This window comes from Paenibacillus sp. BR2-3 (assembly GCF_046529485.1).
Classification (GTDB): domain Bacteria; phylum Bacillota; class Bacilli; order Paenibacillales; family Paenibacillaceae; genus Paenibacillus_AQ.
The window spans coordinates 2734126-2757127 of record NZ_CP126311.1 but is presented as its reverse complement, the minus strand read 5'-3'; the positions used below and the strand labels follow the sequence as shown (position 1 = coordinate 2757127).

19 protein-coding genes are annotated in these 23002 nt (G+C 48.5%); 3 read left to right on the top strand and 16 right to left on the bottom strand.

From position 1 onward, the window contains the following. Positions 1 to 14 precede the first annotated feature (14 nt). The 5 genes from PaeBR_RS13170 to PaeBR_RS13150 all read right to left on the bottom strand — a co-directional run bounded on the left by PaeBR_RS13170 (position 15) and on the right by PaeBR_RS13150 (position 5420). The gene (locus tag PaeBR_RS13170; RefSeq protein WP_410511044.1) at positions 15 to 1418 is read right to left on the bottom strand and encodes a sensor histidine kinase; all 1404 of its coding nucleotides are present in this window, start codon (positions 1416 to 1418) and stop codon (positions 15 to 17) included. Next, a complete protein-coding gene (locus PaeBR_RS13165; RefSeq protein WP_410511043.1) occupies positions 1415 to 2113 on the bottom strand; it encodes a response regulator transcription factor in 699 nt (232 codons plus the stop codon). Before PaeBR_RS13165 ends, PaeBR_RS13170 begins: the two co-directional genes overlap by 4 nt. Continuing rightward, the gene (locus PaeBR_RS13160; protein WP_410511042.1) at positions 2106 to 3434 is read right to left on the bottom strand and encodes a hypothetical protein; all 1329 of its coding nucleotides are present in this window, start codon (positions 3432 to 3434) and stop codon (positions 2106 to 2108) included. Before PaeBR_RS13160 ends, PaeBR_RS13165 begins: the two co-directional genes overlap by 8 nt. After that, positions 3431 to 4156 carry a phosphonate ABC transporter ATP-binding protein gene (locus PaeBR_RS13155; protein ID WP_410511041.1) on the bottom strand — a complete coding sequence of 242 codons (726 nt, stop codon included), beginning with the start codon at positions 4154 to 4156 and terminating at the stop codon, positions 3431 to 3433. Before PaeBR_RS13155 ends, PaeBR_RS13160 begins: the two co-directional genes overlap by 4 nt. An 88-nt stretch (positions 4157 to 4244) precedes the next feature. Then, a complete protein-coding gene (locus PaeBR_RS13150; protein WP_410511040.1) occupies positions 4245 to 5420 on the bottom strand; it encodes an MFS transporter in 1176 nt (391 codons plus the stop codon). A 141-nt stretch (positions 5421 to 5561) separates the two neighbouring features. Between PaeBR_RS13150 and PaeBR_RS13145 the strand changes: the two genes are divergently transcribed. The 3 genes from PaeBR_RS13145 (at position 5562) to PaeBR_RS13135 (ending at position 8088) form a co-directional block, all read left to right on the top strand. Further along, positions 5562 to 6479, top strand: coding sequence for an ArsR/SmtB family transcription factor (locus PaeBR_RS13145; protein WP_410511039.1), 918 nt, complete (start codon positions 5562 to 5564; stop codon positions 6477 to 6479). 44 nt (positions 6480 to 6523) lie between these two features. Then, the gene (locus PaeBR_RS13140; RefSeq protein WP_410511038.1) at positions 6524 to 7282 is read left to right on the top strand and encodes an HAD family hydrolase; all 759 of its coding nucleotides are present in this window, start codon (positions 6524 to 6526) and stop codon (positions 7280 to 7282) included. A gap of 98 nt (positions 7283 to 7380) precedes the next feature. Continuing rightward, the gene (locus PaeBR_RS13135) at positions 7381 to 8088 is read left to right on the top strand and encodes a DsbA family protein (RefSeq protein WP_410511037.1); all 708 of its coding nucleotides are present in this window, start codon (positions 7381 to 7383) and stop codon (positions 8086 to 8088) included. 286 nt (positions 8089 to 8374) lie between these two features. Here the strand turns inward: PaeBR_RS13135 and moaA are convergent, their stop codons facing one another. From moaA to PaeBR_RS13080, 11 genes are all read right to left on the bottom strand, one after another. Beyond that, positions 8375 to 9394 (bottom strand): GTP 3',8-cyclase MoaA, encoded by a 1020-nt coding sequence (gene moaA, locus PaeBR_RS13130; protein WP_410511036.1) that lies wholly within the window; start codon positions 9392 to 9394, stop codon positions 8375 to 8377. Positions 9395 to 9665: 271 nt separating this feature from the next. Then, a complete protein-coding gene (locus PaeBR_RS13125; protein WP_410511035.1) occupies positions 9666 to 11177 on the bottom strand; it encodes an MFS transporter in 1512 nt (503 codons plus the stop codon). Positions 11178 to 11306: 129 nt separating this feature from the next. Next, complete coding sequence (locus PaeBR_RS13120) at positions 11307 to 11954, bottom strand: response regulator (protein WP_410511034.1); 648 nt, start codon at positions 11952 to 11954, stop codon at positions 11307 to 11309. After that, positions 11954 to 13030 carry an ATP-binding protein gene (locus PaeBR_RS13115; RefSeq protein ID WP_410511033.1) on the bottom strand — a complete coding sequence of 359 codons (1077 nt, stop codon included), beginning with the start codon at positions 13028 to 13030 and terminating at the stop codon, positions 11954 to 11956. Before PaeBR_RS13115 ends, PaeBR_RS13120 begins: the two co-directional genes overlap by 1 nt. Beyond that, on the bottom strand, positions 13027 to 13491 hold the full coding sequence (locus tag PaeBR_RS13110; RefSeq protein ID WP_410511032.1) for a GAF domain-containing protein: 465 nt from the start codon (positions 13489 to 13491) through the stop codon (positions 13027 to 13029). The genes PaeBR_RS13115 and PaeBR_RS13110 overlap by 4 nt, the downstream gene beginning before the upstream one ends. Before the next feature lie 54 nt (positions 13492 to 13545). Beyond that, positions 13546 to 14232, bottom strand: a complete 687-nt coding sequence (gene narI, locus PaeBR_RS13105; protein WP_410511031.1) for a respiratory nitrate reductase subunit gamma — start codon at positions 14230 to 14232, stop codon at positions 13546 to 13548. Further along, positions 14219 to 14794 (bottom strand): nitrate reductase molybdenum cofactor assembly chaperone, encoded by a 576-nt coding sequence (gene narJ / locus PaeBR_RS13100; protein ID WP_410515175.1) that lies wholly within the window; start codon positions 14792 to 14794, stop codon positions 14219 to 14221. The genes narI and narJ overlap by 14 nt, the downstream gene beginning before the upstream one ends. Then, positions 14787 to 16325: a nitrate reductase subunit beta gene (gene narH / locus PaeBR_RS13095; protein ID WP_410511030.1), complete on the bottom strand. Its 1539-nt coding sequence runs from the start codon at positions 16323 to 16325 to the stop codon at positions 14787 to 14789. The genes narJ and narH overlap by 8 nt, the downstream gene beginning before the upstream one ends. Beyond that, positions 16315 to 19989 (bottom strand): nitrate reductase subunit alpha, encoded by a 3675-nt coding sequence (locus tag PaeBR_RS13090; protein WP_410511029.1) that lies wholly within the window; start codon positions 19987 to 19989, stop codon positions 16315 to 16317. Before PaeBR_RS13090 ends, narH begins: the two co-directional genes overlap by 11 nt. Before the next feature lie 122 nt (positions 19990 to 20111). Continuing rightward, entirely contained in the window at positions 20112 to 20462 is a 351-nt protein-coding gene (locus PaeBR_RS13085; protein ID WP_410511028.1) for a hypothetical protein, read from the bottom strand. A gap of 142 nt (positions 20463 to 20604) precedes the next feature. After that, entirely contained in the window at positions 20605 to 22905 is a 2301-nt protein-coding gene (locus PaeBR_RS13080) for a DNA topoisomerase 3 (protein WP_410511027.1), read from the bottom strand. Positions 22906 to 23002 lie beyond the last annotated feature (97 nt).

Genomic DNA, 23002 nt, shown 5'->3' with positions numbered 1-23002 from the left:
TCACCGCCTCCTTTTCAATTCGTACCCAGCAAGTTTTCCGTCAGCGGAAGGATGACTGTGACCTCCGTTCCTTTGCCGATCTCACTGTTCAATTGAATTCTGCCATTATGAAGCTCAACGAGCTGCTGTGTAATCGCCAGACCCAGACCTGTACCCCCATTTAGGGCATCCACTTGAAAAAAGCGGTCCCTTACTCTCGACAAATGCTCTTCACTAATGCCGATTCCCGTATCCCGGACGGTGATAACAGCTTCACTCCCGGATAAACGTCCGGCTGAAAGCCCGATGATCGAATCCTCATGAGAGAACTTTACGGCGTTGTCGACCAGATTCAGAAACACCTGCTTTAACCGGTTGGCATCGCCCAGGACGAAGATGTTATCTTCACATTCCAATCGAAGATGTATCCTTTTCTTCTCGGCCTTGGCCCAGACATTTAGTATGGTCTCCTGAAGCAAGACCATTAAGTTAACGGTCCCCATCGACAGCTTCATTTCGTTCTGCTGCAGCTTGGCGAAATCGAGAATCTCTTCCACTAAACCGATCAACCGGTCGCTTTCCTTGGAAATGATCCCCATGCCAAGCTTTGTTTCTTCCGGATCGTAGCCGCCGGAGATCAGCGTTTCGCTCCAGCCTTTGATACTGGTGAGCGGCGTTCGGAGCTCATGGGAAATCGATGAAATGAAATCATCCTTGATCTGATTACTGCGTACAATTTCTTGTGCCATATAGTTGAGTGTCGAGGCCAAATCCCCGATCTCGTATTTGTAATTCCCCTTAATTCGGGTATTGAATCTGCCCTTGGCCATCTGAGCGGAAACGGCGGTAATGTTGTTTAACGGCTTTACGATCGAATTCGCCAATCCAAAACTGAAAATCACAACGATAGCAAGAACAGCTACGCCAATACCCACTGAGAGCAGGGAGAGATTTAGCAAATCAGCGTTAATCCCCTCCACTGAAGTAAGATATCTCAGCACATAAGCGTCCCGGCCGTGAATTTGCAGCACTTTTGAAACCGCCATAACACTTTCATTGGTTCCCGGCTGCCTGCCTACCCAGCGGCCGATACTGCCTCCTGCCGCTTCGGGCACATCACTAGTTGTAATCGTCCTGTCCGGCTGGAAACCGGTGGAACTGGTGATCATGTCACCGTTCAGCGTCAGCACTTCCAATTCGGTATTGCTCAGCGTAAAGCTGTCGAGCAGTTCCTTGAGCGAAACGTTCTCGCCAGAAAGCTGGTATCTCTGGAAGAAGAGTTCAGCCGTACTGATATGTGTAGTAATCGTTGTAAATATGCTGTCATAATAATACGTCCGGATAGCCAGCAGAAATATAACTTCCACGAGGAGAAGCGCCAGAAAGACCACAAGAATGTAGTGCAGGACAATTTGTCTGCGCATCCCCTTCTTAATCATTGTCCTTGACCCTTCCACTTGTAACCGTGCCCCCATACCGTTTGTAAAAATTCAGGGTCCGACGGATTACTCTCGATCTTTTGCCGCAAGCGACGAATGTTTACATCAACGATTTTGGGATCACCCATATACTCCTTGCCCCAGACGTGGTCAAGCAGCAAATCCCGGCTGAGCGGGGTATTTTCTTTTTCCAGGAAAAATTGGATTAATGAAAATTCAGTCGGCGTAAGTTCAATCGCATCACCATTCCGCTTGAACTGCTTGGCGATCAGGTCCAGGGTGTAGGGTCCAGAATGGAAAGAGACTTTCGCGGATTGCTCCCGATGAACATTGACCCGCCGCAGCAGCGATTGAATACGCGCAATAAGCTCTGTAGGACTGAACGGTTTACTGATGTGATCATCTGCACCTACGGAAAGGGCGTAGACCTTATCCTGCTCCTGCACTTTGGCGGTCAGAAAAATAATACCGAGCCGCTCATTAGTCTCCCGTACACGTCTGCATACCTCAAATCCGTCGATTCCGGGAACCATAACGTCTAGCAGCGCGATATCAATATCAGGTACAGTGGTAAGCTTGTGCAGTGCTTCATTTCCGTCGGCAGCTTCAAGCACCTCGAAACCGTTGCGTTTCAGATTAATCACAATAAAGCTGCGGATAGATTCTTCATCCTCAAGAATCAGTACTTTACTCATCTTTACCCTTCCTCTCCATGGGGGGTGCATTCTTATCTATTTTTTCCCCTGTAATGGTCTGTTCAAGCTTCCCTCTGTAACCGATAATCTTATCCGTGGTCCGTCCCCACAGTTCCCAGCCTTCATCCTTCACCCGATCCCATTCCGTCAATGAGAAGAAGGACACCTCTGCAACCGTCTCACCGGTATCGGACATTATAAATTCCAGATATTTCTCCTGAATGGATTTAGTATCCACGGTGACCTTACCATACCACTCGGGAGGGAAGTCGATAAAGAAGCGGTCTGACGGGTCGCGGTACTGCTGCTTGGCAAAACTCAGCCCTGTAGTTCCATCCCACTTGTAATAGGAAGTGAAATACGGGATCGTATTCGGATCGAAATATTCCCAGCCCTTGGGAGCCTCCAAAATTCCGATCTCAATAATGCCATCATCATCGATGTCTTCGCTGAGTATGCGCCGGTCTCTGAAGGTACGGTCATTTCCGCCCACGACCAGACGAAGCTTATTATTCTCCATAACGACGATATAGCTCGTAGCCGATTGGGAATTTACTGCAGCATCCAGTACGATACCTTCTTTGTCTTCCGCCACTTTTCCTGCGACAATATTGTAATAATTATTAATATAAGGATCGAGCGTATCCAGCTTATCCAGCTGTTGAAAACCGTCCTCATATTGATAAGTCGTAATCGTGGCGATTTCATTACGCTTCAGCGAAACAGCAGTAATGTCCTGGGTGCCGTCCCCGTTCAAATCACCGATAACATATTTTGTGTAGGACAGCTGCAGCACTTCGCCCAGTGAGGAGCCGGAATAGCTGTAGACGACAAGCCCCTTCTGGAGCCCCTCATCTCCCCTGGAGAATCCAGCTACAATGTCCACCTTGCCATCATTCGTGACATCCTTCAGATCAACCGATTCAAGAACGGTTCCTTCTCCATCGAACACCAGCTTCTTAACCCAGGAGCTTCCCTGATTCTCAAGAATCATCCCGTGAATTTGCACAGCCTCCCCAGGAGTCTCATAGAAAACAATCGTTTCCCGCACGCCGTCATCATTCAAGTCTTCGGTAAAAATCGAGCTGTCATCATCATTAATCGGTCGGATCAGCAGAGACCCCGCAGGCTTTAAGGTGTTGATTGCGGCGATCAGTGTTGCCTGGTCTTCAGACAGCTTCGGGTAAGTCATCCGGGAAACAGGATCACTGATGAAAGAAGTGCAGCCTGATAATACGGATACCACTGCTGCCCATCCCAGGAGATGCCGCAGACCTCGTAGATTCAATTTCATCACTCTTTTCCTTGGTTCAAAATTCAAAGATTAACCCGTTCCTGGGAAGTCAGCCGGCGGCCCTTCACATCTTGCTTGATGATTCCGTCCTCCAGCACCCATAGGCGCGTGGCATAACGTTCGGCCAGTTCCAAAGGCAGCACCGTCACAATCGTCAATCCCGTATCCTTGCACAGCTTCCGCAGGGTTTCCATTACATTCTCGGCTGTTTTGGGATCAAGGCCGGTCACCGGTTCATCCGCCAGTATAACCTTTGCACCATGAATCAGCGCACGGGCAATGGCCACACGCTGGCGCTCGCCGCCGCTGAGCTGACTTGTCTTCAGCTTGGCTTTGTCCAGCAGGCCCAGCGCATCAAGCTCATCCATAGCTCCCATATAATCATCGGAACGAACCATTCCGGTAACCATGCGCCACAGGGGCGTCTGGGCGGACTGGCCGATCAGTACATTTTTGAGTGCGGTCCGATTGGGATTCAATTCCGCATTCTGTTCCAAATACGCCCATTCACGGCGTATCCTTCTTTGGCCCATAAAACCTTTTCCCAGAACATCAACGCCGTCTACCTTAAAAGTACCGCCATCCCATTTCTCCCGCAGTGCCAGACAACGAAGCAATGTTGATTTTCCACTGCCGCTCCCCCCTATAAGAGCTACAAGCTCACCTGCTTCTAATTGAAAACGGATATCGCGCAATACGGGTATTTTATCTTCTCCAACGGCTTTAGCCAAATGTTCAACCTTGATCATGACTCAGTCTCCCCTGTTCTCAACTCTACTCTATAGTGTATTTGAAAATGTAATCAAATTCCATGCGATCACTCGTTCTTATCTTACCTTATATCTTCAGGCGTGGCGAGAATAATAACCCGATCAGACCGAACATAATGTACAGGAAACCCATGAGTCCGAATACTCCGCCGCCCCAGCCATATTCCAGCAGCAAACCGCCAAGGCCCGGACCGATAATGCTGCCTGCACTAAAATGAAAAGAAGATACTACGTTAGCGGCCGGAAGCAGATTGCGCGGTAAAATATCTGCCGCATAAGCCAGCCCCAATGAGAAGAAAGAACCGACAAATCCTCCAGCGAACACAAGCAGCACAAGTGTAACCAGGAATCTGTCATTAGCCAGCGGAAGAAGCAGGAAAGCCAGTCCGCCGCCTGCTGCGGTCAGCATCAGAATTTTTTTACGCCCGAGCCGGTCGCTCCATAATCCAAGCGGAAGCTGCAGAAGCAATCCGCCAATGCCCGCAAAAGGCAGCAGTGCCGCAATCTGGTCTTCACTGAATCCGATGCGCAGACCATAGACAGGAAAATTACTGTTCAAGGTTGCTTCCATATACCCGTATAAGAGTGCCGGAATTAAGGCATACCAAGCAAGACTGTAACTGCGTCCGAAGCGCCGGGCTTGTCCCTCCCCGCTATCCACTTTATCCGGACGGGAATGGGGCAATTTTGTTGCAGTCAGCAGTAGAACTAATAGGAATAGAAAGGCGAGAGCTATAAAGGGTGTCGACTGCCCGAAGCGCAGCAGACTGATTCCAACAGGGCCCAGACAGAACCCGAGGCCATAGGACATGCCGTACAAGGAAAGGTTGCGTCCGCGATGCTGCGGAGGCGTCATCAGCAGAACCCACAGCTGTGCGGCATAGTTGATGGCCGAATCTCCGACACCTACCAGCAGGCGCAGGATAAACCAGGCTTTAATGCCGGGCAGCACCGGGAACAATAACAGACATACCAGAACAAGGCTTATTCCTGCAGTAATTAGCTTTTTGAAACCTAAGGCACCTAGTGCGCGTTCCGCAACAAGTGTCATCGCGAAGGAGCCGATATACAAGGAAGCAGCGTTCAAACCATTGAGAGAGGACGAGATCCCTTTCTGCTCGAGAAGAATGGACAATACCGGCAGCAGCAGTCCCTGACTGAGTCCGGCAGATATAATTACGGATATGAGAATGAGATAATGCAGTTTGCTGTTCCCGCGAGCGGAAGAAGAATGGTCTGACACGAATGAAATCCCCCTATGTTAACAATGCAATATTATACCTGACGCCGAATGGCAAACCCCCAACATTATAGTGGACAAGCTCCTTCAAAACAAGAGATAATATATAGAAGTGACGGATTTCCTGGGAGGAATGTATGCTTCATGGAATACGAATTGAAAATCGATGTCTCACCGGTGTACGAACTCATTGACAGTTTTATGTTATATGTTACAAGGAAATGGATCTCTAATCTCGATATCGGTCCGGATTGGATCCGTGATGTGGACAGCCGCATTCCCCCTCAGAAGGTTGCCTTACTCCTTCAGGCGGCAGAATGGCCCTTCAACGATTACGATGTGCTTTATGCCTGTGCATACAGCGGCGGACCTGCAGCCAGTGTGCTTCAGTTCCTGGATGAGCTGGAGTCAGCTTCTATAGAAGAGTGGTATCTGCGGCTGGTTCCTTTTTTCCATGATTTCACCCTGGAGGAATGCTCCCGGATCAAGAACAATTATGGCCCGCTCCTGCGGCTGTGGCATGAACAATATTTCCGTCATGTTGAGAATCAGATTCTGCCGCTGTTAATTGAAGATGCTTCAGAGAAAAAAATGCTTCAGAGCAAAATGGACCCTGTCGCTTTGATTGAATATGCGTCGGGCGGTGTTGTCATTGAGGACATTCCGGAGCTGCAAACCATTGTGCTGCTGCCGACAGTACATAACCGGCCGATCAATACCTACTGCTTCTATAAAACGCTGATGCTGATCCAGTATCCTGTAGAAGTCCCGGTAGACAATGAGGATGAGCCGCCAACCGAGCTGCTGCGGATGACCAAAGCACTGTCGGACCCCAACCGTCTCAAATTGCTGCGTTATGTAGCCCATGAGCCGAAATCACTCTGGGAAATGCAATCGGAGCTGAATCAGTCCGGTGAAATGCTGATGCACCATCTGATGATGCTGCGGGTAGCCGGTCTGCTGCGCATACATTTGCGGGAAGAACAAAATGAACGGTTCAGCATTCGTCCGGACGGTGCTTCGGAATTGCAAATGTTCCTTGAATCCTATATTCGTTTATAATATTAACAACAACACAGATAGATATAGATAGAGGAGTGAGCGATATGAAACATTTGACTCAACAAGTAATCTTCGACCTGGACGACACCCTGGTCCACTGCAACAAATATTTCGACCTCATTCTGGGACAGTATTTCGAAATGATGAGCGACTGGTTCAAGGATTTCGGTCCCACCACCGGGGAATTACGCAGCAAGCAAGTGGAAATTGATGTGGAGACGGTCAGCGCCAGCGGTTTAGCAAGTGACAACTTCCCCAAATCTCTGATTGCGACATACCGCTTCTTCTGTACCAAATTTGGCCGTCCCGCAGAAGCCTTTCAGGAGCAGCAGCTCATGAAGCTCGGGCTTAGTGTGTACGACCAGGAGATTGAAGCTTATCCCGGAATGGTTGAGACACTCGATACGCTGAAACAGGAGGGTCATAACCTGTACCTGTACACCGGTGGCGACGACACCATCCAGAAGCGCAAAATCGAGCAAATGAAGCTGGATGCTTACTTTGACGACCGTATTTTTATCCGCAAGCATAAGAACGTGGAATCCCTTGAGGAAATTCTGGCCAGTCATCAATTTGACCGCAAACGTACCTGGATGATCGGTAATTCCTTGCGCACGGATGTGCTTCCTGCGGTAACCGCAGGCATTAACAGCATCTACCTGAAGCAGCAAAACGAATGGCTGTACAATCTGATTGAACTGCAGCGTGAAATGCAGCAGGCGGTTATGACGATTTCTTCGATCCGCGAGGTGCCCCCCGTTATCCGTTCATCGGCACAGCAGCAGCACATGCAGCACGGGTAAGCCATTTTGATCAATGTTACAAAAAGCATATAAACCTGCGGTCGAAATGATTATACTATCTTGGTTTAGTAGAATTCATTTCGCGCAGGAGGGAACAAATGAAGAACAACAGATATGCCTTGCCTATGCTTTTAGCGTTAGTAATTGTGATTCTTGCAGGAGTTGTTGGATACGTTAGTGTAGGAAAAGACAACGGCGCCTCTGATCTGGATAGCTTGCCTAACTACACCGAAGTGGAAGGCAAAATTGTCGTGGATGGCCTGAAGTACGAGAAGCAGCCTCATCTCGGAATCAGCACGGCTACAGTGAAAGTAATTGAATTTGCCGATTTCAAATGCCCTGCCTGTAAAAAGTGGACAGATCAGTATTTGGATCGCTTCATCAAGGAGTATGTAGATACCGGTAAAGTGGAATTTTTCTTCATGAACTTCGCGTTCATAGACCGGGACTCCTATCTTGCCGCAAGCGCTGGTGAAGCCATATACAAGCAAAGCAACGAGAAGTTCTGGGAGTATGTTCATAAGATGTACGCCAATCAGGGCGATGAGAGCAAAATTTGGGCCACGGAGAAATACATTCTGAATTTTGTTAAGAAGAACATCGACGGTATCGATTATGACCAGTTCAAAACGGACCTGAAGAACCAAACTTTTATGTACGATGTGAAAGAAGACTTCAAAATCGCAGGCTCATTCGGTGTTAACGGTACTCCACAGTTCATGGTTAACGGCGTTTTGCAGAAAGACAGCTCCTACGAGAGCTTGACGGCTGCCATTGATGCGAAGCTGGCTGAGGCAAGCAACTGATGAATTTCAAAAAGGGTGTCCCACAAGCCATGTAAATGGCTGCTGGGACACCCTTTGCTTTGGAGTTGAATATAGGGAGGTGCGTTAGTGGACGCTCCGCGAACGGATCGTTGCTACAATCGCCGTTGTGTCCAGATTTTTTTGATTTACCTTAACGGTAAAAATCCGGACACAGCATATGCTTTCGAAGAGAGCTTTCCTTCGGAAAGCTTTTGGGCGAACGCTATCGCTTTTCCGCAATCGTTCCGTCCTCTCCGCTGCTTTCAGCGGAAACCCTTCCTAAATATTACCCCCCAATATACGACATCCCTATCTTTTTGCCGGAAGAGTGCGCTGTTTGGAAGGTGCGTTCATCTGAATAACGATCTGAGCGTTGCTCCCATACTGTACGAATGGCAGTAAGCAGTTCGCTGTCTGAGGCTCCGCTGCGAACCAGGGTGCGCAGATCAAATCCTTGCGATGCAAATAAACAGGTAAATATTTTCCCGTCAGAGGACAACCGCGCACGCGTGCATGATGAACAAAAGGATTCGGACACCGACGTGATAAAACCAACCTCGGATGTGCTGTCTTTGTACCGATACCTTTTTGCCACTTCCCCATAATAATTCTGCTCCACGGGTTCCAGGTCATATTCAGCTCGAAGGATTTCAAAGATCTCCCGTTTGGTCACAACACTCTCCAGATTCCATCCATTGTCATTTCCGACATCCATAAATTCTATGAAACAAAGCGTGATTCCATAATCTTTAAAAAAGGCGGCCATCGGCAGGATCTCTTTGTCATTCATCCCTCTACGCACAACCATATTTACTTTGATCTGAAATCCAATGCTGCGTGCGAACTCCAAATTTGCCAGAATCACCGGTGGTTTGATCCCGCGGCCATTGATTTCAGCTAAAACTTGCGGATCAAGCGCATCCAGACTGATATTCAAGCGGCGCAAGCCTGCGTCATACAAGTCCTGTGCCTGCTGCTTTAATAACATTCCATTGGTTGTTAAACCAATATCCTCAATTCCCTCAATATGGACGAGCATTCTCACGAGCTCTGCCAGATTTCTCCGCATTAAGGGCTCGCCCCCTGTCAACCGGATCTTCTTCACACCGAGCGAAGCAAACAGCACTGCCATCCGTCTGATTTCCTCAAAAGTCAATAGCTCGCTTTCCGGCAAAAAAGCATAATCCGGCTTGTAAATTTCCTTGGGCATACAATAAAGACAGCGAAAATTACACCGGTCTGTTACTGAAATACGCAAATCCCGGATCGGGCGCTGCAATTGATCGCTAATCTGTGTTGTTACCACAACTACTCTCCCTCTCCCAATGGTTTCTGCGTACTATATAAGATGAACTAAAGAGTTTACTACTTAGGGGTCGTTCGTAACTACGGAGAATGTTTGGACTTCCGGCCGCTGTTGTCTCCGGATTTCTTCAATTGTACCGCTGTTCGCGGCTGAAATCCGGAGACAAAGGCGGTCGCTATCGCTCCTACAGTTCCAAACCTCTCCTTCGTTACTCCTCACCCTAATATCATTTTTTAAGTTCATCTTATATAGACTGGCTCTACTGCTTCCATCATCGTTGAATGGACTTCAAGTCATGAGCGGTGATATCGCTGAACGTCCCCACGTATCGGACCACTTCTCCTGCCTCATCTCTCACTACATTGATTGTCAGAAACTCCAGGAACTCTTCACCGCTTTTTCTGCGGTTCCAAATTTCCCCTTGCCAATTCCCCTTTTCCTTAATTTCATTCCACATGGCTTCATAAAAGGCTTTCGTTTGCTTGCCCGATTTAAGTACATTCGGATTCATGCCCATCACCTCTTGCTCAGAGTAGCCTGTTAATTGGGTAAACGCCGGGTTGACTGCATGAATCCGTCCCTTCGCATCCGTCACCAGAATCCCCTGACCTGTGGACCGGAAGACTTCAGACGAAAGAGCTAATTTCTCATGGTAATAGAGCCAAACGACAAGCACAAAGCTTGCAAACGAAACTTGTGAAAGTGCCATAAATCCTATGGAATACTGACCTGTAATGGAGAAAATAAGCGCCAGCATAAGCGGCGGGAAGAATCCGCCCAGTCCGCCCATCATCGAGACGATGCCATTGGCGATCCCCGCCTGTTTATTTAAATACAACGGAACCAGTTTGAATATGATGCCGTTTCCAAATCCTGCGCAGACAGCTATGGTTAAACTGCCCACTGTATACAATCCAATAGACGGTGAGAACGCCAGTACAATACCCGCCGCTGTAAGACCTATAAAGACACCCATTAGTAAAAATAAGGGCTTGAACTTATCCGCCAGCCAGCCGCCAACCGGCCGCAGGAATGTTGCTACAGCAATAAAACCGGCGGTGCGCATACCCGCATCTACTTTTTCGAGTCCAAAGTTTGAGACCAGGAAATTGGGTAGATATACCGTAAAAGCAATAAATGAGCCGAACGTAATAAAATAAAAAATCGATAAAAACCATAACTTGTCATTTTTATAAACCGCTTTCATTTGTTCAACAATAGGTGTTCTAACTTTTGTTTCTTTCCGGTCACCGAATAGGATGTTCAATACTGCAAAGATCAGCAGCAGTACCAGGTACAGCCGCACTGTCTTCGACCATCCGATTTGGGCCGCGATGAGCGGCGCGGTAAAGGTTGTAATCGCTGTTCCGATGTTTCCTATTCCGTAAATCCCATTTACGAGGCCATGCTTTTCCTTGGGATAATACTTGGGCAGAGAGGTAACGCCAACGGAAAATACCGCGCCTCCAATCCCCAGAAACAAACCGCCAATCACCAGGCTCGTATATGAGGACGCCGCACTGATATAGAAAACCGGAAATAGCAGCAGGATAAAGCTGGTTGAAAAAATAACCCGCGCACCGAGCATATTGGCATAGTACCCAAGCGGTATTCTTAAAACCGAGCCCAGGACGACAGGAATTGCCGTTAAGATCGCCAGCCGATTAGCCGGAATTTGTATATCCTCCTTAATAAACGGAAGGAGTGCTGAAATAATTACCCATACCATAAAGCCCACAATTAAATTTAACGTTTGCAGCGGTAACTGTAGCTTCCTGATCATCCATATCACCTTTTCCAAGTGTAGTGAATGGCAATGCTAATGATCCCCCATCTCTATTGTAAATGTATTACCCAAAAAAAATAATAGGGATTTCCCCCTTAAACCCTTGAGGGAATCCCTAATCAGCATTTAAAAGTCAAACAGCTTTTTTCTAAGCGCATATTCTACGAGTTCCGGACGGCTCTTCAGGTTGAGTTTCTCCATTATTTTTGCTTTGTGTGCCTCAACGGTCTTTACGGAAACAAAGAGCTTTTCGGCAATTTCTTTATTCCCGTAACCCTTGGCGATCAGCGGTAATATTTCAGTCTCACGCGTTGATAACAATTTAAAAGGATCACTTTCCTTGGTTTCCAGGTCCTTTTTGATATAATCTCTGACGAGTGACGTCGTCATTTGCGGGTGAATGTAGGTTCCGCCTTTATACACCATGCGAATAGCCGACAGCAGCTCCTCATCCGGCGCATTTTTCAGCACATACCCGGAAGCGCCGCTTTTGAGCACATGAAACAAATACTCTTCATCATCATACATCGTTAGGACAATGATTTTGGTATCCGGAAAATCACTGCTTATTTTCCCGGTAGCCACAAGTCCGCTCTCCCCTGGAGGCATGCTTAAATCCATCAGGAGGATATCCGGCCGGTGCTTTCCGACCATCAGGTAGGCCTCCCTCCCGTCGGCAGCCGTTGCCACAACTTCCATATCTCCCTGATAATTGAGAATCATTGAAAATCCGCTTCGAACAACGGCGTGGTCGTCTACGATAACGATTTTCATTAAAGAGCTTCCTCCTCTATTCGAACCTGAGCCAGCGGAATATAGAGTTGAATCGTCGTTCCCTTCCCGATATCCGAGTTCAAAATCAACTGGCCATTGACTAACTCTGACCGCTCCCGCATCCCGTACAGACCCAGCCCTGTCCCCTTGACTTCGCTGGAATTCACTATAAAGCCGATACCGTGATCCTGCACAATAAGCTGCAAATAACCGCCCAGTTCAAACAATTTTACAAAAACCTGATCTGTATCTGCGTATTTAAGCGCATTCAAAACAGCCTCCTGACACACCCGGTATACCACGGTTTCGATTTCACTGCTATAACGGGCTGCAGACAGCTTGGCAGAAAAATCAACCAAAACGCCGTAATTTTTCTCAATCCATTTGAAATGGGAGCGGAAGGCTGCCTCCAAACCTAAATCATCTAGTGAAGCGGGACGCAGCTCAACGGATAAATGGCGTATATCATCGAGCAGTCTTGTTATTGAGATTTCGGTATGCTGAAGCTTCCTTAGGACATCTTCATTGACATTCATATATTTAATAACTCGCAAATCTACCAGGGAACTAAGCAGTTCTTGGGCAACACTATCATGCAATTCCCGGGAGATCCGTTTTCGCTCGTCTTCCTGGGCTTTAATGATGTATTTCAGCATCTTCGTCTGATACAGCTTTTCTTGTGTCTGAAACTGCTTGGTTAAATTCAGCAGCATAAAAACACGGGTCCCCGACTCTTCGTCAATGATATGATAGCTTGCCGCATAAGGGACAATCCCTTGCCCCCGCGTCTTCAAATAGACCTGGAAGGAAGAGAAGTCTTCCTTCGGGCTTGCCAGATAACAATTGCAGCAGCTTATGGCCTCCTGCTCGCTCGTATAACCTTCGCAGGACTGACAGATCGAGTTCTCTTCATTTCTGTTCATTTTTTCAATGACTTCTATATCCAGTATATTCTCCGCTGCCGGATTCATGGCCAGAACCTTTCCATCCTTATCCATGAAAAAGATAGCTTCAATACTGTTCTGGTACATGTTCCTTAACAATCCGGTCATCCCGTCATCGGTGATGGGTATCATTCCTTTACCCTCTCCTTTGCATAAAGAGATCCAAACTCAGAGCCTATTTCCTTCTGAAAAGTATTGAATAAGCCTTCAGTTAATCCATTCACATGTCGAAATCCTATTAAGAGGACGCCCATTACCCGGTCATAGCTCCAAAGCGGGATCGCCCCCAAACTCTGAAGACGCTCCGACATAATAATGGGGTAATTGAACAAATCTCTGGCTCCAATATCCACATTCACATTTTTGATCAAAAGAGGTTTGCCTGTCTTGAACACAATGCCAGCAATCCCTTTGCCAGAGCTTAGCACAATCCGTTTATACCGATTATTCAGATTGCCTGAGACAAATTGCCAGGTCAGGACAAACCGATCTTCAGCCGGCTGCACCAGAGCAACAGAAACAAAGTCCAGTCCGAACCGGTTTCGAAGGTCATCAATCTCTTTCTGGTAATCAAACCTGGGCTGATCATTCATAGCTTTAACTCCCTTGTATGCAGAAAAGAAGGCAGTCCGCCTTCTCTTGTGCCATCAATGTTTACGATGCTTTCTATACAGAATATAACTTCTGCCCACATAGTTCAATGGAACACTCCATACATGTACAAGCCGGGTGAAGGGCCACAGGGCGAATATCAGGAAACCCGAGACAATATGAATTTTAAAAGGTACGGGTACCTGCTGCATAAATGCGGCATCCGGACGCAGAATGATTAAGTTCCGGAACCATACGGATATGGTGGAACGGTAATCAAAGCCGGGTTCAACGTTATTGGTAACAAGTGTACTATACATTCCCATGAGAACGATGAATAACAGCAATACATTTACCAGCCGATCCGAAACGGAGCTTAGCCTGCGGACCCCCTTATGCGTAAAACGGCGTGAGGTCAGTATAATCATGCCTCCAAGGGTAAGAAATCCAAAGATCCCCCCGATATACACCGCTCCAAAGTGATACATAGGGTCCGAGATACCCAGCGCATGCATCCAGGACTTGGGAACCCCGAGCCCGACGATATGACCCATTATAACCGGCATAACTCCAATATGGAACATCATGCTCCCGATTTTCAATTGCTTTTTCTCGATGAACTCACTGGATTTGGCCGTCCAGCTAAACTGATCGACCCGGTAGCGATAGATGTGACCTACGACGAATACAGCCATACAAATATAGGGGAAGATCACCCACAGGAATTGATCAACCATGTTCATGGATAGATTCCTCCTGCCTTATACAAGCTTTGAACGTTTCACGAAGTGCCTTAATCACATAATAATAGGGACTATTAAATTCCTTTAACGCTTGCTGGAGATGGTACGTGCCGTCCTCCATGACTGCCAGGATCAATCCCAGACTCTCTTGCGCCCGCGGATCGCCCTTCCATTCCGCCGCATACAGAAATTCGCACATGAGCGGAAGATAATCGGAAAGCTCCTCACCCGCCATATGAAGACCGTAAGTCTGGTATACGGATTTGATATTGGCAAGCATTTGCCCGCGTTCCTTCGCTTCCTCCAGTCGGTAATAGGTCATATAGAGGGTGGATTTTTTTTGAAAATCAAAGGTCTGCACATACATCTCTTCGATTTCCTCCATGCTGAATTCATGCATCAGATCCCAAAATTTCTTTACATCCACATACACGGGGTCCGAAGAATCCATCAGCTCTTCCAGAACGGAGGGATGATAATCCAGTTTGTCCGGATAGGTTAAGTGTTGAACGAAAAAACCGAATACCCGTTTACGTTCATAGAGCTTCCCGAGATTAATCACGCCAGATTCCCCCATAGAAATTTTCTTCATAAAGCTCTTTACCGCTCTTGCCCACCGTCGGACTTACAGGGCCGCAGCCGCTGCAATCCAGTCCAAATCCTTCTGAGCCTTGCGCACGGTATACATCCATATGATTCTCTTTGTGAGAGGTTGGAATGACAAAACGGTCCTCATATTTGGCAATGGCCAGCAGGCGGTACATTTGCTCCGTTTGATGCGCACTCAGCCCTACCCTGCTCAAACGGCTTTCATCAAAAGGTTTGCCTGACGACTTTGCCCGCATGTAGGAACGCATCATAGCCATCTTTTGCAGAGCTTCCTTAACTGTCACCGTATCGCCAGCCGTCAGCAAATTGGCCAGATATTGGACCGGCAAACGCATCTCTTCAATCGCAGGGAAAATCATATCCGGATTCTCGATCGAATCCTTGCCTTCAAAGTAATTCATAATCGGGCTGAGCGGCGGAACATACCATACCATGGGCAGCGTCCGATACTCGGGATGAAGCGGGAAAGCCAGCTTATATTCGATAGCCAATTTGTAGACCGGTGAGTTCTGGGCGGATTCAATCCACTCCTCCGATAACCCGTCCTTGCGTGCTTGCTCGATAACAGCAGGATCATGAGGATCGAGGAACAAGTCACACTGGGCCTGATACAAATCTTTTTCATCCGGTGTTGATGCGGCTTCCAGTACTTTGTCTGCATCGTATAAAAGCACACCCAGGTAACGAATGCGTCCAGTACACGTTTCGGAACAAACGGTTGGAAGTCCGGCCTCAATGCGCGGAAAGCAGAAGGTGCACTTCTCCGCTTTATTGGTTTGCCAGTTAAAATAAACCTTCTTGTAAGGACAGCCTGTCATGCAATAGCGCCAGCCGCGGCAAGCTTCCTGATCCACTAATACGATGCCGTCCTCATCCCGTTTGTACATCGCACCTGACGGGCATGAGGCCACACAGCTCGGATTTAAACAGTGCTCGCATAGACGCGGTAAATACATCATAAAAGCCTGTTCGAAATTAAAGATGATTTCTTCTTCAATCTTCTCGATATTGGGATCTTTTGGACCTGTTACATGTGCGCCGGCCAGATCATCCTCCCAGTTAGGACCCCATTTCAGATCCATCTGTTCTCCGGTGATGACTGACTTGGGACGGGCTACCGGCTGATGTTTTTTCTCACCGGAAGTAGTCAAGTGTTCATAGTTATATGTCCAAGGCTCATAGTAGTCCTTCATTTCAGGCATATCCGGATTGTGAAAGATTTTGCCGAGCGCAATCTTGGATAATTTACTGCCTGATTTGAGTTCCAGCTTACCCTTTTTGAGCGTCCATCCGCCTTTGTACTTTTCCTGATCCTCCCAGCGTACCGGATATCCGATGCCCGGCTTGGTTTCAACGTTATTGAACCACATATACTCGGCACCGGAGCGGTTGGTCCATGTGCTTTTGCAAGTTACGCTGCAAGTATGGCAGCCGATGCATTTATCCAGGTTCATGACCATGGCAACTTGAGCTTTAATCTTCAAGCCAGTTCACCTCCTTCATTTTGCGGACGGCAACATAAACATCCCTTTGGTTTCCGATGGGTCCATAATAGTTAAAACCATAGCTGAGCTGCGCATAACCACCTACCATTTGGGTGGGCTTGACATGTATTTTTGTCGGAGCGTTATGACTGCCCCCGCGATCATTCGTAATCTCGGAGCCCGGCACGTTAATATGCTTATCCTGCGCATGATACATAAACATCGTTCCTTTGGGCATGCGATGACTGACAACCGCACGGGCCGTAACCACACCATTCCGGTTGTAGACTTCCAGCCAGTCATTATCCTCAATGTCATTGGCGGCGGCATCCTCGTTATTGATCCAGACCGTTGGACCTCCGCGGAACAGGGTCAGCATATGGAGATTATCCTGATACGTACTGTGAATATTCCACTTTCCGTGCGGCGTCAAATAACGAAGAACAAGCGAATCCTTGCCCCCGGTAATTTGTTTGTCACGCGGCCCGAACACCATAGGTGGAAGCGTCGGCTTGTAAACCGGCAGCGCTTCTCCAAACTGCAGGAAGATCTCATGATCGATATAAAAATGCTGTCTGCCGGTTAAAGTCCGGAAAGGCACAAGACGTTCAATGTTCGTAGTAAAAGGTGAGTAACGTCTGCCCATCTTATTGGACCCGCTGAATACAGGCGTTGGAATCACTTCACGCGGTTGAACGGTGATGCTCTGGAACGTAATACGTTCGGCGGCACGGTCAGCTGAAATGTCTTTAAGGGTAACCCCCGTGTCCTGTTCTGCCGATTCCCAGGCCTTCTGAGACACCTTTCCGTTGGTTGCCGACGATATATTCAAAATGGCATCGGCTACTTGCCGGGCTGTGTGAAGCTTTGGCAGTCCGTTTTTAATGGATTCATCGAAATAAGTGCCGTTGATTTTCTTTAACTCCTCATACTCCTCTGCCACCGAGAAGCTGACCCCGTGGGCGCCCACCTTGCCTGTAGCGAGCAGAGGTCCAAGGGTTACATATTTATCGTAAATTTTCGTATAATCACGTTCCACAATGGTTAAATTAGGCATGGTTTTTCCCGGTATAGCTTCAATTTCACCCTTGCGCCAATCCTTTACCTGACCATAGGGCTGAGCGATCTCACTCGCGGAATCGTGGCCGAGTGGCGTACTGACCAGATCCTTATAGACACCTGGAAGATGCGTTTTGGCCATCTCCGAAAAGGTTTGTGAAATACTTCGGTAGATGTCCCAGTCGGAACGCGATTCCCACAGGGGATCGATTGCCGGGTTGAACGGATGCACAAACGGGTGCATATCGGTTGAAGATAAATCCGTCTTCTCGTACCATGTTGCTGCCGGGAGGACAATGTCTGCATACATCGGCGTCGAAGTCATACGGAAATCAAGCGCAACGAGCAAATCCAGCTTGCCTTCCACATCCTCACGCCATGTCATTTCTTCCGGCTTATCTTCCTCATTAGGGGTAGACAGCAGTCCATCCGCCGCACCCAGCAAATGCTTCATGAAATACTCCTGCCCTTTGGCTGAGCTGGAAATCAAATTGGAGCGCCACACAAACAGTGAACGCGGGAAATTCTCCGGAGCATCCGGATCTTCGGCTGCAAACCGGGTTTTACCTGACTTGATCTGATCCAGCGCATGTTGTACAACTTCGGATGGTGTTGTCTTTCCTTCTAACGCAGCTTCCTCCGCAAAGACGAGACTGTTCTTGTTGAACTGCGGATAGGAAGGCAGCCACCCCAAACGGGCAGCAAGCACATTATAGTCAGCCGGGTGTTTGTAGCGGATATCCCCCCCCGTAGGGGATTTCAAGCTGTCAGCACCCATTTCCTCATACTTCCATTGGTCTGTAGCAAAGTAGAAAAAAGAAGTTGCATTCTGCTGACGCGGCGGCCCCTGCCAGTCCTTGGCGAAGGCCACCGTAGACCAGCCTTCAATCGGACGGCATTTCTCTTGTCCCACATAGTGCGCCCAGCCGCCCCCGTTAACGCCTTGGGAAGCCGTAAGAATAACCAGGTTCAGAATTGAACGGTAAATCGTATCACTGTTAAACCAGTGGTTGATCCCTGCTCCCATAATGATCATTGAGCGTCCGCCGGTATCCAGCGCATTCTGCGCAAATTCACGGGCGATTTGAACGACAATGGATGACTTTACGCCCGTAATTGTTTCCTGCCAGGCCGGTGTATAAAAGGAGCTCTGGTCATCATATCCCTTGGCTTCCAAATCACTGCCCGCCCGCTGTACGCCATACTGGCTCAACATCAGATCGTACACGGTTACTGCCAATCGATCGGTCCCGTCTGCCATACGCACCTTTTTAGCCGGAATAGGACGTTTAAATGTGCCATTCGCCGTGTTATCAAAGAACGGGAATACAATAGTCTGCCACTCGGCTTCATGTGCTTCAACCGAAAGAGCCGGCTGGATCGGCGAACCATCCTCACGCTCCAGAATCAGATTCCATTTCTTATCCTTTTCCCAGCGCTGGCCGATCGTTCCGTTCGGAATCGTAATCTGATCCGTGATTTCATCAAGAATGACAGGCTTCCACTCCGCATTCGGCGAGGTGTCACCCAGATCACTTGCCCGCAGGAAGCGGCCCGCCTTTAAATCTCCCTCATGCTCATCCAGCAAGATTAGAAAAGGCATATCCGTATATTGTTTCGCATAGTTCAGGAACATCGGCTCCTGGCGCTCTTTGTAGAATTCATTTAGTATGACATGCGTCATCGCCTGGGCAATCGCTGCATCCGTACCGGGATTTGGCGCGAGCCAGTTGTCTGCGAACTTTACGTTCTCCGCATAATCCGGCGCGATGGAGACGACCTTCGTTCCCTTATAACGAACCTCCGTCATAAAGTGGGCATCCGGTGTACGCGTTAGCGGCACATTCGAACCCCACATCATGATATAACCGGCGTTATACCAGTCACTCGACTCGGGCACATCCGTTTGCTCCCCCCATATTTGCGGAGAGGCCGGCGGAAGATCCGCATACCAGTCGTAAAAGCTGAGCATCTGACCGCCAAGAAGAGTCAGAAAACGCGCACCTGAAGCGTAACTGATCATCGACATAGCTGGAATGGGTGTAAATCCGGCGATCCTGTCAGGTCCATATTTACGGATCGTATAGATTAACTGGGCGGCGATCAAGACTGTTGCTTCCTGCCAGGATACCCGCACATGCCCGCCTTTTCCTCGTGCTTGTTTATAGGATTTAGCTTTCTCCGGATCTTCTACAATGCTGGCCCAAGCTGCAACCGGATCAGCGAATTCGCTTAAAGCCTGCTTCCATAAACGCCATAACCGGCCGCGCATATAAGGGTATTTAACGCGTAGCGGGCTATATTCATACCAGGAAAATGACGCGCCGCGCGGACAACCACGGGGTTCGAATTCCGGCATATCAGGACCGCAGGACGGATAATCGATCTGTTGATTTTCCCAAGTTATAATTCCGTTCTTCACAAATACTTTCCAGCTGCAGGAGCCAGTACAGTTTACGCCGTGTGTCGTCCGCACAACCTTGTCATGGGACCAGCGATTACGGTACATATCCTCCCAATCCCTGCTTTTCTCCTCAAGCACCGACCAGTTATCCGAGTAACTCTCCGCCGGTTTAAAGAACTTAAGTCCAAATTTCCGTTTCATTGGACATGACCACTCCTTTTGCAGAATGACAATAATTTGGGGGATCAAATCGTTGCACATTCTTATACCTTCATTATGTATTGGGGCATGGATCGTTCCTATTAGGGAAACTCCTATTTATGCTAATGAATAACCATAATGGAGAGAAGCAAGAACTGTACAGCTCCCACGATTTCAATGATCCCTACTTTCCATGGCCGCATGACTTTGCCCGCATAAACAAACGTCCGTCCAGCGGAAAATACAAACGCGACAACCATCCACGGTTGACCCACGACAAAGGGTAAAAGGAGCAGAAATAGATGATATATTGCGCATACCTGACCCAGCTTTGATTCTTTCTTTCCCGGAATACCGATTTCACAAAAAATACGCTGCCCATAAAATGTGAAAAGCTGAACAATAGAATCAGCGCCGCTGATCATTGCCCATCCGCCGTGCTCATGCGGGATTACCATTCCCTGTTTTTTCATCGTATCATTACCTCCTCAACAGTGATTGCGCTACCATTATCATAGCCCGGAGAAGATACTCACCTTATGCGCCTGCGCACATCTAAATGCAAAAAATCCACCTTCAGCCTCAGCCTGGGGTGGATGTGTATGTTGTGAATTCCTATTGTTCCATTGCAAGTTCTCCGGTTTCTGGACTCTTGAGAACAAGCTTGGCTTCAATTGGAGATGCGCCGTCTTCACCGGTCAGCTTCAGCTTCCCGGTCCGACCTTTTCCAATCAGCGACTTCACCTGGGCATCGGTTAGCATGCGCCCATGGTTCTCTTTCCAGATTACGAACTTGCAGCCTTCCTTGTAATGGGAGCAGCCGTAGCCTTTCCGTCCCATAAAGATCATTCCGCCGCAGCCGGGGCGTGGACAATTGCCAATGATCTTCGGTCCTTGATCCTCCGCTTCGGTGCTGCTGCCTTGCCGGGAGGAGGCCTGTGCTGCTGTACCATCCCCCTCCCCGGTGCGTTTACGTGGAGCTGCCGGTTTAGCCGCAGCTTTACGGGGAACTGCATTGCTGCCGCGTCCTTTAGATCCGGCTGCTTGGGCAGCAGGGGTATCGCCCTCAAACGAGGTTTTGGCCGCCCGGGATTGCACCCGAACCTTCTCTACGATCATGGAGGCGAATTTTTTTACATTCTCCATAAATTGTCCGTCCGAAGCCGTACCTCTGGAAATTTCATTCAGTCGGCGCTCCCATTGTCCGGTCATTTCCGGTGAAGTCAGCAGCTCAATACCTGCCCCGCGAATCAGTTCAATGGCGGTCCGCCCTTTTTGGGTGATGGCAATTTTTTTACCCTGCATTTCTACGTAACCGACATTCTTCAGCCGTTCAATCGTAGCCGCACGAGTAGCCGGAGTCCCCAGACCGGAATCCTTCATCGCATCCCGCAGCTCCTCATCCTCAATCTGCTTGCCGGCACTCTCCATCGCCTTAAGCAAGGTGCCCTCCGTGTAGTGCTTGGGCGGCTGGGTATCCTTTTCTTTAACGATGGCATCGCTGCACATCACTACTTCCGAAGGGATGATTGAGAATGGCTCATTGACCTCAATCTCTTCTTCTTCCTCGTCGTCCTTGGATTTACCTTTGGCGGATTTCGACTTGTCCTTCTTCTGGTCGGCATAAATGACCTTCCAGCCGAGGTTCAGCAATTCCTTGACAGTCGTCTTGAATTTCTCGTCCTCCACCTCGGTAAAGACGGTATGAACCTTGTATTCCGCAGCCGGATAGAACTGTGACAGAAAGCGGCGCACAATTAAATCATACAGCTTCTGTTCATCCGCACTTAAGCCGGAGGCCTTACGGTATGTAGGCAAAATCGCATGGTGATCCTCAACCTTCGACGGATTGCAAATGAACTTGTTCCCTTTATGCACCAGATTGCGGTTAGCGCCTTTGACCCATTCGTCATAGGCTGTCCCTTGGAGAGCCGATAGGGTCTTATGCATTTCCGGGATATTCTGCTCGGTTACATAGTTGGAATTCGTCCGCGGGTAAGAGATCACTTTGTGCTTTTCGTATAACGCCTGCGCGATATCGAGAGTTTTTTTGGCGGAAAAAGCGTACTTGCCGTTAGCCTCACGCTGCAGCAGTGTCAGATCATACAGCTTGGTCGGATACTCCTTCGTGTCCTTGACCTCATAGGAAGCAATTCTACCCGGCTTTCCCTTCACCTTGACAGCTATGGCTTCGGCCTTGCCGCCGTCGGTCAACCGGTCACCTTGCCACATGCCCTTGTAGGTAACTTCGCCTTGAGCAAAATGGCCCTCCACTTCAAAAAATTTGAGCGAAGAAAAGGCTTCGATGGTCTTCTGGCGGTCATAAATCAGGGCCAGCACCGGCGTCTGCACTCTGCCCACGGACAACAGCACATTATGCTTTGTTGTAAACGCGCGCGAGCCGTTCATGCCGATCAGCCAGTCCGCTTCACTTCGTGCTTTGGCTGCCTTGGTCAGATTCTCGTATTCTGCTCCGTCCTTCAGCTCTGCGAAGCCTTTGCGGATGGTTTCAGGAGTCAGATCGGAAATCCACAGCCGCTTGACCGGCTGTCCAAGCTGCAAATGCCGCTGAATCAGCGAAAAGATATGCTGTCCCTCACGCCCTGCGTCGCAGGAATTCACCAGCAAATCACTACGTTTAGCCAGCTCGCCAATCACTTTAAGCTGATCCATGGTTCTTGCGTTGGGTATCAGCTTGAACTGATCTGGAATAATTGGCAGATCGTTAATGTTCCATTTCTTGTATTTAACATCGTAAGCCTCCGGCTCCGCCAATCCGACGAGATGACCGATAGCCCATGTGATAATGTACTGCTCCCCTTCTAAATAGGAACGGTGATTTTTGGCCTTCGGTTCTATTGCGGCGGCGATATTCCGCCCCATATCCGGTTTTTCCGCAATAATGAGTGTCTTCAAAAAAAATCGCTCCTTACCTTTGCGTTCTCTATCCAAAATACGTCCAGTAGTCTATTATACCATCAACTCTACTATTTTTTAACGTATTCCATAGAAG

Bases quoted from the DNA above. Each gene is read 5' to 3' on its own strand.
- PaeBR_RS13110 (WP_410511032.1), bottom strand. From the start codon at position 13,491: ATGAATGATCAGCCCAGGTTTGATTACCAGAAAGAGATTGATGACCTT.
- PaeBR_RS13120 (WP_410511034.1), bottom strand. From the start codon at position 11,954: ATGAAAATCGTTATCGTAGACGACCACGCCGTTGTTCGAAGCGGATTT.
- PaeBR_RS13155 (WP_410511041.1), bottom strand. From the start codon at position 4,156: ATGATCAAGGTTGAACATTTGGCTAAAGCCGTTGGAGAAGATAAAATA.
- PaeBR_RS13170 (WP_410511044.1), bottom strand. From the start codon at position 1,418: ATGATTAAGAAGGGGATGCGCAGACAAATTGTCCTGCACTACATTCTT.
- PaeBR_RS13145 (WP_410511039.1), top strand. From the start codon at position 5,562: ATGGAATACGAATTGAAAATCGATGTCTCACCGGTGTACGAACTCATT.
- PaeBR_RS13165 (WP_410511043.1), bottom strand. From the start codon at position 2,113: ATGAGTAAAGTACTGATTCTTGAGGATGAAGAATCTATCCGCAGCTTT.
- PaeBR_RS13140 (WP_410511038.1), top strand. From the start codon at position 6,524: ATGAAACATTTGACTCAACAAGTAATCTTCGACCTGGACGACACCCTG.
- narI (WP_410511031.1), bottom strand. From the start codon at position 14,232: ATGAACATGGTTGATCAATTCCTGTGGGTGATCTTCCCCTATATTTGT.
- PaeBR_RS13135 (WP_410511037.1), top strand. From the start codon at position 7,381: ATGAAGAACAACAGATATGCCTTGCCTATGCTTTTAGCGTTAGTAATT.
- PaeBR_RS13115 (WP_410511033.1), bottom strand. From the start codon at position 13,030: ATGATACCCATCACCGATGACGGGATGACCGGATTGTTAAGGAACATG.
- PaeBR_RS13085 (WP_410511028.1), bottom strand. From the start codon at position 20,462: ATGAAAAAACAGGGAATGGTAATCCCGCATGAGCACGGCGGATGGGCA.
- PaeBR_RS13125 (WP_410511035.1), bottom strand. From the start codon at position 11,177: ATGATCAGGAAGCTACAGTTACCGCTGCAAACGTTAAATTTAATTGTG.
- PaeBR_RS13090 (WP_410511029.1), bottom strand. From the start codon at position 19,989: ATGAAACGGAAATTTGGACTTAAGTTCTTTAAACCGGCGGAGAGTTAC.